Annotated in this window: 11 protein-coding genes; 4 read left to right on the top strand and 7 right to left on the bottom strand. The window is 73.0% G+C overall.

Going from position 1 to position 12010, the window contains the following annotated elements:
* Positions 1 to 80 precede the first annotated feature (80 nt).
* Positions 81 to 1460, top strand: coding sequence for an 8-oxoguanine deaminase (locus ACWD1Z_RS06845; protein WP_451116168.1), 1380 nt, complete (start codon positions 81 to 83; stop codon positions 1458 to 1460).
* A 229-nt stretch (positions 1461 to 1689) separates the two neighbouring features.
* The gene (locus ACWD1Z_RS06840) at positions 1690 to 3078 is read left to right on the top strand and encodes a nucleobase:cation symporter-2 family protein (protein WP_451116166.1); all 1389 of its coding nucleotides are present in this window, start codon (positions 1690 to 1692) and stop codon (positions 3076 to 3078) included.
* A gap of 64 nt (positions 3079 to 3142) precedes the next feature.
* On the opposite strand, the gene ACWD1Z_RS06835 is transcribed toward ACWD1Z_RS06840, so the two are convergent.
* From ACWD1Z_RS06835 to ACWD1Z_RS06820, 4 genes are read right to left on the bottom strand one after another with little or no spacing between them, the layout of a single operon-like run.
* On the bottom strand, positions 3143 to 3565 hold the full coding sequence (locus tag ACWD1Z_RS06835) for an acyl-CoA thioesterase (protein WP_451116164.1): 423 nt from the start codon (positions 3563 to 3565) through the stop codon (positions 3143 to 3145).
* A gap of 52 nt (positions 3566 to 3617) precedes the next feature.
* Positions 3618 to 4256 (bottom strand): hypothetical protein, encoded by a 639-nt coding sequence (locus ACWD1Z_RS06830; RefSeq protein WP_451116162.1) that lies wholly within the window; start codon positions 4254 to 4256, stop codon positions 3618 to 3620.
* A 40-nt stretch (positions 4257 to 4296) separates the two neighbouring features.
* Complete coding sequence (locus tag ACWD1Z_RS06825) at positions 4297 to 4896, bottom strand: histidine phosphatase family protein (RefSeq protein ID WP_451116161.1); 600 nt, start codon at positions 4894 to 4896, stop codon at positions 4297 to 4299.
* 10 nt (positions 4897 to 4906) lie between these two features.
* Complete coding sequence (locus ACWD1Z_RS06820; protein ID WP_451116159.1) at positions 4907 to 6115, bottom strand: pyridoxal phosphate-dependent aminotransferase; 1209 nt, start codon at positions 6113 to 6115, stop codon at positions 4907 to 4909.
* 85 nt (positions 6116 to 6200) lie between these two features.
* On the opposite strand from ACWD1Z_RS06820, the gene ACWD1Z_RS06815 reads away from it, so the two are divergent.
* A complete protein-coding gene (locus ACWD1Z_RS06815) occupies positions 6201 to 6827 on the top strand; it encodes a winged helix-turn-helix transcriptional regulator (RefSeq protein WP_451116157.1) in 627 nt (208 codons plus the stop codon).
* Positions 6828 to 6872: 45 nt separating this feature from the next.
* Here the strand turns inward: ACWD1Z_RS06815 and ACWD1Z_RS06810 are convergent, their stop codons facing one another.
* Genes ACWD1Z_RS06810 through ACWD1Z_RS06800 form a run of 3 tightly spaced genes read right to left on the bottom strand, consistent with a single transcriptional unit; the run spans position 6873 to position 10424 of the window.
* Positions 6873 to 7622, bottom strand: coding sequence for a hypothetical protein (locus tag ACWD1Z_RS06810; RefSeq protein WP_451116155.1), 750 nt, complete (start codon positions 7620 to 7622; stop codon positions 6873 to 6875).
* Complete coding sequence (locus ACWD1Z_RS06805) at positions 7622 to 8881, bottom strand: VWA domain-containing protein (protein ID WP_451116154.1); 1260 nt, start codon at positions 8879 to 8881, stop codon at positions 7622 to 7624. Before ACWD1Z_RS06805 ends, ACWD1Z_RS06810 begins: the two co-directional genes overlap by 1 nt.
* Before the next feature lie 16 nt (positions 8882 to 8897).
* Positions 8898 to 10424 carry an IucA/IucC family protein gene (locus ACWD1Z_RS06800; RefSeq protein WP_451116152.1) on the bottom strand — a complete coding sequence of 509 codons (1527 nt, stop codon included), beginning with the start codon at positions 10422 to 10424 and terminating at the stop codon, positions 8898 to 8900.
* 92 nt (positions 10425 to 10516) lie between these two features.
* Between ACWD1Z_RS06800 and ACWD1Z_RS06795 the strand changes: the two genes are divergently transcribed.
* Positions 10517 to 12007: an IucA/IucC family protein gene (locus ACWD1Z_RS06795; RefSeq protein ID WP_451116150.1), complete on the top strand. Its 1491-nt coding sequence runs from the start codon at positions 10517 to 10519 to the stop codon at positions 12005 to 12007.
* The last annotated feature ends 3 nt before the right edge of the window (positions 12008 to 12010 follow it).

The following is a 12010-nucleotide window of genomic DNA, read 5'->3' as shown; positions in this document are numbered from 1 at the left end:
GGGACTTGTGCACCCGGCCGCGGCACTCAAATCTCCCGGGTCCTGCCGTGCCCTCTCCACAACAGCGCAAAGGACGAACCATGGCAGCCAACCAGCGCATCGTCATCGACAACTGTGCGATCGCGACCGTCGACGCGAACGACACCGAGTACGCCTCGGGTCACGTCGTCCTCAACGGCAATCGCATCGAGGCGCTGGGCGCGGGCAGGGCCCCCGACGGCCTGGAGAACGTGGTCCGGCGCATCGACGCCACCGGCCACCTCGTCACCCCCGGCCTGGTCAACACCCACCACCACTTCTACCAGTGGATCACCCGGGGCCTGGCCACCGACCACAACCTCTTCAACTGGCTCGTCGCCCTCTACCCGACCTGGGCGCGCATCGACGAGCAGATGACGTACTCGGCCGCGCAGGGCTCGCTGGCCATGATGGCCCGCGGCGGTGTCACCACCGCGATGGACCACCACTACGTCTTCCCGCAGGGCTCCGGCGACCTGTCCGGCTCGATCATCCGCGCCGCCCGCGAGATGGGCGTCCGCTTCACCCTCGCCCGCGGCTCGATGGACCGCAGCGAGAAGGACGGCGGCCTGCCCCCGGACTTCGCCGTCGAGACCCTGGACGGCGCGCTCGCCGCGACCGAGGCCACCGTCAAGGAGCACCACGACGCCTCCTTCGACGCGATGACCCAGGTCGCCGTCGCGCCCTGCTCCCCCTTCTCCGTCTCCACCGACCTGCTGCGCCGGGGCGCCGAGCTGGCCCGCAGCCTCGGCGTACGGCTGCACACCCACGGCTCGGAGACGGTCGAGGAGGAGAAGTTCTGCCACGAGCTGTTCGGCATGGGCCCGACCGACTACTTCGAGTCCACCGGCTGGCTCGGCGAGGACGTGTGGATGGCGCACTGCGTCCACATGAACGACTCCGACATCGCCGCGTTCGCCCGGACCAAGACCGGTGTCGCCCACTGTCCCTCGTCCAACGCCCGTCTCGCGGCCGGCATCGCCCGCGTCCCCGACATGCTGGCGGCCGGCGTCCCGGTCGGCCTCGGCGTCGACGGCACGGCCTCCAACGAGTCGGGCGAGCTGCACACCGAGCTGCGCAACGCGCTGCTCATCAACCGCCTCGGCGCCCACCGCGAGGCCGCCCTGAGCGCCCGTCAGGCGCTGCGCCTGGGCACCCACGGCGGCGCCCAGGTGCTCGGCCGCGCGGCCGAGATCGGCTCGCTGGAGCCGGGCAAGCTGGCCGACCTGGTGCTGTGGAAGCTCGACACGCTGGCCCACGCCTCGATCGCCGACCCGGTGACCGCGCTGGTCTTCGGCGCCGCGGCCCCGGTGACCGCCTCCTTCGTGGGCGGCGAGCAGATCGTGGCGGACAACCGGCTGCTCACGGTCGACGAGGACACCATCGCCCGCTCCACCCGGGAGCAGGCGCAGCGCCTGGCGCGGATCGCCGCGCAGGGCTGACCGGTTGAAGATCTCCGGTCGGGGGGGACGGCCCTCGACCGGTGGCCGTGGACCCGAGCGGGGTCCATGGCGGCCGTCTCCGGGGCGCGCATCAATGTGTGCGCCCCGGAACGGCCTCCCGTCCTCTCTTCAACGTTCCACGGTTTCAACGGTCCCGCACGACCGCGCACCACCTCCTTGAAACCCACGTCAGAGCCGACGTGCTGTTAACCGACCGGAGGAGCCGCCCGTGTCCGCCCACCCCGTCGACGAGAAACTCCCCGCCCTGAAAATGGCGACCACCGGCCTGCAGCATGTGGCCGCCATGTACGCGGGCGTCGTCGCCCCGCCCCTGATCGTCGGTGCGGCCGTCGGTCTCAGCGCCACCGAACTGACCTTCCTCACCGGTGCCTGCCTCTTCACGGCCGGTCTCGCCACCTTCCTCCAGACGCTCGGCATCTGGAACATCGGCGCCCGTCTGCCCTTCGTCAACGGCGTCACCTTCGCAGGTGTCGCCCCCATGACCGCGATCGTCGCCGCCACCGACGACAAGTCCGACGCGCTGCCGATCATCTTCGGGGCGGTGATCGTCGCGGGACTGCTGGGCTTCATAGCGGCCCCGTTCTTCAGCAAGATGGTCCGCTTCTTCCCCCCGGTGGTCACCGGCACGGTGATCACCCTGATCGGCGTCTCGCTCCTGCCGGTGGCCTTCGGCTGGGCGCAGGGCCCCAACCCCGCGGCGGACGACTTCGGTTCGAGTACGAACCTGACGCTGGCGGCGGTGACGCTGCTCCTGGTGCTGCTGCTGCGCCGCTTCACGCGGGGCTTCGTCAAGCAGATCGCGGTACTCCTGGGCCTGGTCGGCGGCACCCTGATCGCCATCCCGTTCGGTGTCACGGACTTCGGCCCGGTGGCGGAGGCGAGCGTGATCGGGTTCCCGTCGCCGTTCCACTTCGGGGCGCCGCAGTTCCAGGTCGCCGCGATCATCTCGATGTGCGTGGTGATGGTGGTCTCGATGACCGAGTCCACCGCGGACATGCTGGCGCTGGGCGAGATCGTGGACCGCCCGGCCGACGAGAAGACGATCGCGGCGGGCCTGCGCGCCGACACCCTCGGCTCGGCGATCAGCCCGCTCTTCAACGGCTTCATGTGCAGCGCCTTCGCCCAGAACATCGGCCTGGTCGCGATGACGAAGATCCGCAGCCGGTACGTCGTGGCCGCGGGCGGCGGATTCCTGGTCCTGATGGGCCTGTGCCCGATGGCCGCCTCGCTGATCGCGGTGGTACCGCGGCCGGTGCTGGGCGGGGCGGGCGTGGTGCTGTTCGGCTCGGTCGCGGCGAGCGGTATCCAGACCCTGGTCCGCGCCGGCCTGGAGAAGGACAACAACGTCCTGATCGTGGCGGTCTCGCTGGCGGTCGGCATCATCCCGATCTCCGCCCCGGAGTTCTACCACGCCTTCCCGGAGACCGCCCGGATCGTCCTGGACTCGGGCATCTCGACGGGCTGTGTGGTGGCGGTGCTGCTGAACCTGGTCTTCAACCACCTCGGCAGGAACCAGGACGCGGAGGACGTCACCCACCCGATGGAATCAGGCGAAGAACTCACGGGCCCGCCCCGAACGGCCCCGGCGACGTCCTGACCCGAGGGCCCTTCAACAGGGAGGCGGCGGGGGCCGGTCACCGCCCCCGCCGCCTTCGCCAGTCTCAGAGCCCGAACGCTCCCGGGTCGGTGGCCAGCTCCTTGAAGCAGCCCTGCGGATTCGCCACCAGCCGGCGCTCGGTCAGGTGCAGCAGGCCGCCGACGCCGGTGACCTCGGCCGCCACGGTGCCGTCCGCCTTGGTGATGGTCTGCTCGATGCGGAAGGTCTTGCCCTCGCCCCACACGAAGGCGCAGGACACGTCGACCTCGTCGCCCGCCAGCAGCTCGCGCCGGTAGCGGATGGTCGTCTCCAGGGCGACCGGCCCGATCCCCTGGGAGATCAGTCCCGTCTGGCTGATGCCGGCCGCCTGGAGCAGCGACCAGCGGGCGTGCTCCGCGTAGTTGAGGTACACGCTCTGGTTGAGGTGACCCTGTACGTCGGTCTCGTAGCCACGGACGGTGATCCGGACGGAGAACGGCTCGCTCACGGACTTCCTCTTCTCGTCGTCGATGCCCTGTGCGGTGATCGTGGCATCCTCCTCACGTCCGGCGCGGCGACGCCAGCAGATATCGCGCGCGGGTACGGGGATCCGTGTGCTCGCTCACCTGCCAGCCCCCCTGCTCCAGGGTCCCCGCGCACGCCTGCAGACCCTCGGCGTCGGGTCCGTGCACGGCCACCGCCTCCGGCTGCGGGGTGGCCCGCACCCGGTAGCCGTCGGTGCCGTCGGGTCCGGCGGGCGGGTGCCCGGCGGCCTCCAGTGCCAGCGCGGCGGCCTGCACCAGATGCGTACGCTCCCAGCCGCACGGCCGGTCGGTGGCGCCGTCCGGGTTGGTCATCCGGCGCAGCTCCACCAGCCCTTCCCAGGCACCGCGCACCTCGCGCAGCCGGCCCGGACCGCCGGCGGGCGGTTCCTCCTCGCCGCCGATGCGCGCGGCGAACACCCCGGACTCGGCGGCGGGCGCCCGTACGGCCGGCACAGCCGGGACGTCCGCCGTCTCCCGTATCCGGTGGCCCGCCGGGGTCAGGAAGTGATCGTGCGGCGGCCGGGGGTGCCGGAAGGCGAGCCCGCGCTTGACCAGGGCCGCGAGCTGGGTCTCCGTGCCACCGCGCAGCCGCCCGGTGACCGGGTCGGCGGAGTCGATCACACGCCGCTGCGCGGCGGTCGGCGGTCGTGTCACGGCGTGCTCCTCTCAAGCGGTTTCCCCACCGCTTCGAAGGCTACGACCCGGGTCTGACATTCCACCCCGCGATCACCGGCCGCCCGTGCTCGGTGCCCAGCCGGCACACGGTCCCGGTGGCCAGCTGGAACAGCGCGCCGTTCGCCGGGGGCAGCCCGAGCCGCCGGGCCGTGAGCACCCGCAGGAAGTGACCGTGCGCCACCAGGACGACGACGCCCTCGGTGTTGGCGAGCGCGGCGTCGACCTTGGCCAGCATCCGGTCGGCGCGTTCCCCGACCTGCGCGGGGCTCTCCCCGGGATGGTCCGGCGGACCCGGCGCGACCCCGTCGGTGAACAGGAACCAGCCGGGCCGCTCCCGCTGGATCTCGACGGTCGTGATGCCCTCGTAGCCGCCGTAGTCCCACTCCCGCAGGTCGGGATCGAGCCGGGGCGAGGCCAGGCCGATCAGCTCGGCCGTCTCGCGGGCCCGTTGCAGCGGGCTGACGAACGCGGCACCGATCCGGTGCGAGCGGATCAACGGCACCAGCCGCCGCGCCTCCTCGCGCCCTTGCTCCGTCAGCGGCACGTCCGTCAAACCGGTGTGCCGCCCCGAACGGGACCACGAGGTCTCACCGTGCCGCACCAGCAGAAGATCACCCATGGCACCCAGGCTACTGGCGGTACCCGCTGAGGAAGCGGCCGATGCGGCCGATCGCCGCCTCCAGGTCCTCCGCGTGCGGAAGCGTGAGGATGCGGAAGTGGTCGGGGGTGGGCCAGTTGAAGCCGGTGCCCTGGACGACCTGGATCTTCTCGCGCAGGAGCAGGTCCAGGACGAACTTCTCGTCGTCGTGGATCTGGTGGACCTTGGGGTCCAGGCGCGGGAAGGCGTACAGCGAGCCCTTCGGCTTGACGCAGGAGACGCCGGGGATCTCGTTGAGCTTCTCCCAGGCCACGGTGCGCTGTTCGTGCAGCCGGCCGCCCGGCGCGGTCAGCTCGTGGATGGACTGGCGGCCGCCCAGCGCGGCCTGGATGGCGTACTGCGCGGGCGCGTTGGCGCACAGCCGCATGGAGGCCAGCATGGTCAGGCCCTCCAGGTAGTTCCTGGCGTGCTGCTTGGGGCCGGTGACGACCAGCCAGCCCGAGCGGAAGCCCGCCACCCGGTAGGTCTTCGACAGTCCGCAGAAGGTCAGGACGACCAGGTCGGGGGCGAGGGCGGCGGCCGAGTGGTGGACCGCGCCGTCGTACAGGATCTGGTCGTAGATCTCGTCCGCGAAGACCATCAGGCCGTGCCGGCGGGCGAGGTCGAGGATGCCCTCGATGATCTCCTTCGGGTACACGGCGCCGGTCGGGTTGTTCGGATTGATGATGACGACCGCCTTGGTGCGGTCGGTGATCTTCGCCGCCATGTCGTCCAGGTCCGGGTACCAGTCGGCCCGTTCGTCGCAGCGGTAGTGCACCGCCTTGCCGCCCGCGAGGGTGGTGACGGCCGTCCAGAGGGGGAAGTCGGGCGCCGGGATCAGGATCTCGTCGCCGTCCTCGACCAGCGCGGTCACGGCCATCGAGATCAGCTCGGAGATGCCGTTGCCGAGGAAGACGTCGTCGACGTCGACCTCCAGGCCCAGGGTCTGGTAGCGCCCCGCGACGGCCCGGCGGGCGGAGAGCACGCCCCGGGAGTCGGTGTAGCCGTGCGCCTGGGGGAGCATCCGGATCATGTCCTGGAGGATCTCCTCCGGCGCCTCGAAGCCGAAGAGCGCGGGGTTGCCGGTGTTCAGGCGCAGCACGCTGTGGCCCGCCTTCTCCAGTGCGTCGGCGTGCTCGATCACCGGGCCGCGGATCTCGTAACAGACCTCGCTGAGCTTGTTCGACTGCCGGAACTCCATGCGCGCGCCCCTCCGGTATCTGGTGTTACTTGGTTTTACCAAGTCCGTGCTTGGAAAGTCCAATGACATGTCTAGACTGCGTTCCATGTCGCCACGCCGAAGCTACGACCAGTACTGTTCCGCCGCCCGCGCCCTCGATGCCGTCGGCGACCGCTGGACCCTGCTGATCGTCCGCGAACTGCTGGCCGGTCCGCGCCGCTACACCGACCTGCACGCGGATCTCCCGGGCGTGAGCACCGACGTGCTCGCCTCACGGCTGAAGGACATGGAACGGGACGGGCTGACCACCCGGCGCCGGCTGCCCCCGCCCGGCGCGGCCTACGTCTACGAACTCACCCCGCGCGGACGGCAGTTGCTGCCGGTCCTCCAGGCCCTCGGGGCGTGGGGCCGGGCCGAGCTGGGCGAGCGCCGGCCGACCGACGCCGTACGCGCCCACTGGTTCGCGCTGCCGCTGCTCAGCCTCCTTCCGGGCGAGGGGCTCGTCGAAGTGCGGCTGGAGGAGGGCGAGTTCCATCTGCACGCCGGCACCGAGGAGGGGCCCGTCTACGGTGAGGGCCCCGCACCGGCCGAGCCCGACGCGCGTCTGGAGCTGGACACCGGCACCTGTACGGCGGTGGCGCGGGGGGAGTTGAGCGTCCCGGACGCGGTACGGGACGGCCGGATCACCGTGACCGGCGACGGGACCCTCGCCAAGGCCCTGCGGGAGGCATAGCGAAGGGCCCGCCGCACCGGAGTGCGACGGGCCCCGGGCCGAGGATCAGACCCCCGGCGGCCGTCCCGAGCCGCGCGACAGCGCGTACCCGCCGACACCGGCCAGCGCGGCCAGCACACCGCCCGCCGCCGTCCACAGCCAGCGGTCGGACCACCAGCCGGACGCCCAGCCGTCCTCCGGATCGATGCTGGACAGCACCGCCGGACTCTCCTCGTCCGCACCGGACTTCATCGCGATCCCCGGCACCAGCGGCTTCGCCAGCGAGCCGTCCACCGCCGCCGCCCCGCCGATGTCCTTGGAGTCGACCCGCACCGAGGCGTCCACCGGCAGACCCAGGTCGGCCGTCGCGAGGTCCACCACGGTCAGCCGGACGTAATAGGTGCCCGGCAGCGGGTCGTTCGCCCACGGCTCCGACCAGGCGCGGACCGTGCGCAGCACGCAGGTCAGCTCCACGGACGCGGCGTCCGCTGCGGCGGTGCGCGTCTGGGCGCCGTACTGGCAGGCCTGACGGCGCCGCAGTCCGTCGTAGACGTCGATCTGCCAGGTCTCGGCGGCGTGCGTCTCGGGGAGCCGCACCGTCGCCCTGACGGTGGGCCGCTGCCCGGCGTCCGCCGGGAACGACCAGTACAGGTAGTCACCCGCGGAACCGCCGGCGGTGGCGTCCTGGCCCTGCTCGATCTCCACCGCCGTACGGAAGGACGTGCCCGCCTCGGTCGGCGCCTCGGCCGCCGCGGCGGGGGCCGCCGCGAGCCCCAGCATCAGCAGGGCCGCGCTCAAGGGACGTATGAACCTCATCAGTTGGTCCTCCAGACCGCGACCCGCCAGCGCGACACCCAGCCCCAGATCAGCCCCGCCAGGAAGCCGGTCAGGATCAGCGTGCCGAGCAGCCACCAGCCCCGCCCGAGCCCGAAGGAGGCCACGTCGCCCGACTCCGACGGACCGTCCACGACGTCGACCGTCAGCTCCAGCGGCAGACCGGGCGTGGTCTTGACCCCGGCGGCCGCCGAGAACGAGTGCGTGACCTGAAGGCACACGCCCTCGGTGGACGCCTCGTCGCTCTCCGCCTTCGGATAGCGCAGGCCGGTCGAGATCACGTCCGTACGGCCGTTGCCCGCGGCCTCGCCGCGCACGATCTCCCGGCCGTGCACGGTCACCGCCCGCAGCAGCACGCCGTAGGAGGGGTTCACCGCCCGGTCCGCGCCCACGCTCAGCGAGGCGCGCAGTTCCTGCCCCGGCTCGACGTCCACCCGGTACCAGCGCTGCTGCCCGGACTCGGCGCGGTCGGTGTACAGGCCCGACTCCAGGGTGGGCGCCTGCGCGCACCGGTCGGCGCCCTCGGCCGCCACCGGTGTCACCACGGGGTCGGCCGCCCGGTCCACCAACTGGTTGACCCGGTCGGTGAGTTCGTCGGTGTGCTCCACCGAGGTGTAGGTGCCGCCGGTCGCCTCCGCGATACAGCTCAGCTGCTGCCGCATCTTGGTGCTGGGGACCAGGCCGAGCGTGTCGATGGTCAGCCCGATGCCTTTGGCGGCGATCTCCCGCGCCACCTCGCACGGGTCCAGCGGGGCGCAGGTGTCCTCGCCGTCGCTGATCAGCACGATGCGCTTGGAGCCGGTGCCGCCGTCGAGGTCGTCGGCCGCCTTCAGCAGCGCCGGACCGATCGGGGTCCAGCCGGTGGGCGTGAGCGTCGCCACCGCCGTCTTGGCCTCGGTACGGTCCAGCGGGCCGACCGGGTACAGCTGCGCGGTGTCCTTGCAGCCCGTCTTCTGGTTGTCGCCCGGGTAGTTGGCGCCCAGCGTCCGGATGCCCAGCTCGACCTCCTCGGGCGTGGCGTCGAGCACCTCGTTGAACGCCTGCTTCGCCGCGGCCATCCGGGACTGGCCGTCGATGTCCCGCGCCCGCATGGAACCGCTGACGTCGAGCACGAGGTTCACCTTCGGCGCGTCCTCGCCCGTGGGTTCGCCGGCCGCCGCCCCGGCCGGGAACGCCGTCCCGGCCGTCAGCGCGGCGAGCAGGGCACAGGCCCCCGCCGCCAGCCGTGTTCTTGTGATCATCGGCGGATCCTAATGATCAGAGGTGTCCGGCTCCAAAACGGCCGCTCACCTTCAGGGGGTTGGGCAGCCGCGCCCACTGGTCCCCGGGCGTCCGCGGCGACAGCCGCATCAGCGTCAGCGCCTTCGCGGGCAGCGGCTCCGCGCGCAGCACGGCCAGATCGGGCGTGCGCGGCAGATCCCGTACGGCCGTCTCCAGCGCCGCCCCCAGGGCCGCCGCCGAGCCCGCCGTACCGGCGAGCGCGCCCGCCACCAGCGAGCCGAACAGCTTGCGGCGCAGGGTGGTTTCGTCGTCCGTCACGATCCGGCCGGTCAGCTCGGGCACCGGGATGCCGTGCCGGGTCAGCCGGGCCGGGCTGACCCGGATGTCGGCGAGGTCGCGGTAGACGAGGCGCAGCGGGGTGCCGTCGGCGCCCAGCACGACGAGCAGGTTCTGGCCGTGCGCCTCCAGCGCCACGCCCAGCTCCAGCAGCCGCAAGCCGACGATGAGGGCGAGCCGGGCGAAGGAGGCGAGCCAGCCGGGGCGGGCGGGCAGGTCGGTGGTGGCGAGCGCGGCCACCGGCACCACGCGCTCGCCGGGACCGGCGTACCGCTGCGGCGATTCCCGCAGTACGGCGGCGAGATCGGGGGAGTCCGCGGTGGCCGCACCCAGGGTGCGGGTGATGTGCAGCAGGCCGTCGGTGCGGGCGGCCAGCGACTCCGCGAACGCGGACAGGGTGGCCGCCAGGGCGATGGAGTACACCGAGATGTCCCGCACCGACGAGGTCAGCCGGGCGCTCAGCGCCGTCTTCACGTGCGGTCCGCCGGGCAGCGCGAGGGTGCGCAGGGACATCAGCGGACGCGCGCCGGGGATCGAGCGCTCACAGGGGCGCTTGAGCACATGCGCCGCCTGCCACGGATGCACCGGCAGCAACAGGCGGCTGCCGTCGCGCAGTTCGTCCGGCCAGCTGCCGGTCAGCAGCGCCTCGGCCGCCGGCACCGGCCACAGGCCCAGCTCCACCAGCGGCCGGTGCTCGGGCCCGTACGCGAGCTGTTCGGCCACCGAGAACCCGGGGCGCGAACGGCAGGTGGGGTGGTACGGATGCCCGTCCACCACCCGCTGCTCCCACTCCCAGTCGCTGTCCGGCCACTCCTGCGGGGCATCCGGCTGCCCGGCCCGGGACAGCGCCAACGAGGCCACGCTGTGCCCGAGTTCGGCCACGAACGCCGTACCCCGCGCCACCCCCAGGCCGGTCACCAGCCGCGCCGGATCGCGGTACTCGGTCCCGTCGAGCCGTACGGCGGTGACATGGGCGGCGGTGGCGTACGGGTCCGCGTGCGGTCCGTGCAGCCGGCGGCCGTCGCCCAGGCGCAGGGTGAGGCCATCCCGGCCGTTCTCGCGGGCGGCGACCCACGGCAGCGGCTCATGGGCGAGCGCCCGCCACAGCCGGGTCAGCACGGCCGCCCGGGCGCCGGGCAGCCCGGCCGCGTACCGGGACGCCAGACCGGGGCGGACATCGGCCAACTCGGCCGCTACCTCGGCCTCGGCGGTGGGGGGACGGTGCACGGTCGGGCTCCTCGGGTACGAGTGGGAGGTCAGGTCGGGCGACGACGACAGCGATACTGATCTTCTCCGCCCGAACGGACCGTAGAGAACGAGTGAACCGCGTGGACCTCATGCCCCCGCCCGCCGACGCCGACGCAGCGACCCGCGCGGACGCCCTCGCGGCGGCCCCCCTGCTCAACTGCCTGCTGCGGGAGGTGGCCCAACCGGCCGGACCCCAGGTGTACCGGCTGCCCAGCGGCCGCCTGCTGCGGGTGCGCGGCGAGCGCCGTCCGGCCGGCCCGGAGGTCCGCGCGGACGGCCGCTGGCGCCCCGTCGGCCACCCCGAACTGGTGAAACTCGTCGCGGAGGAACTGCGCCATCACACCGGCCTGGACAACCACGAGCTGCCCGCCGAGATGGCCGACAGCCGGGACGCGGTCGCCGCGCTGCTCACCGCGCGGGACCGGGCGGCCCCGCCCGCCGACCCGTATCTGCGCTCCGAACAGTCCCTGGTCACCGGCCACCCGCACCACCCCGCCCCGAAGGCGCGCGGCGGCGGACCGGTGGCGGGCTGGCTGCCGTACGCGCCCGAGGCGTACGCCCGCTTTCCGCTGGTCCTGCTCGGGGTGCGCGAGGACCGGGTCGAGGAGGAGGGCGACACCGCCGCCCTGGACGCCCTCGGCGAGGCGCCCCCCGGCTACCGGCTGCTGCCCGCCCACCCCTGGCAGCTCGACCTGGTCGACCTGGGCGAAGCCTTCGCCGACGGCCTGCTGATCCGCCTCGGCACGACCGGCTTCCCGGCCTGGCCGACGGCCGCCGTCCGCACGGTGTACGTCCCCGAGCGCGATCTCTTCCTGAAGTTCAGCCTCGATGTCCGCATCACCAACGACATCCGCCGGCTGTGGCGCCACGACCTGCGCAGACTCCGCAGGACCGACTCGGCCGTGGTGCGGGCGTTCACCACCGGCCCCGGCGCCTGGCTCAGCGACCGCGGCTACCGTACGGCCGACTTCGCCTTCGAGGAGCTGGCCGTCCTCGTCCGCGACGGGTTCCGCCCGCACCTGCGTCCCGGGGCGACGCCGCTCCTCGCGGCGGGCCTCGTGGAGGGCTTCCCGGGCAGCCCGCTCGACACCACGCGGGACCCGGCGGGCTGGTGGGACGCCTACCTGGCCGCGGTCGTACCGCCCGCCCTCAGGGCCTTCGCCGACCACGGCGTCGTCCTGGAGGCGCACCTGCAGAACACGCTGGTCGCCGTCGACGCCGAAGGCACCCCGGTGCAGGCGCTGTACCGGGACGCCGAGGGCGTGAAGCTGCCGGCCGACGCGGACCGGGCCGCCGGGTGGGAGCGGCTGGTGTACTGCCTGGTGGTCAACCACCTGTGGGAGGTGGCCGGGGCCCTCGCCGAACGCCACCCCGGCCTCGACCCCTGGCCCGCCGTGCGCCGGGCCCTCGCCGCCCACGACCTGCCCGAGATCCCCGCCCTGCTCACCGCGCCCACCCTCCCCGGCAAGACCAACCTGCTGCTGCGCTGGACCGGCGCCGACGGCGCCGACGCCCGCTACCGCCCCCTGCCCAACCCGCTGGCCGCGACCGGCCTCGCTTAGGCT

This window comes from Streptomyces sp. NPDC002784 (assembly GCF_053592135.1).
The sequence above is the reverse complement of the archived record's forward strand: the minus strand, read 5'-3'. Positions and strand labels throughout refer to the sequence as shown.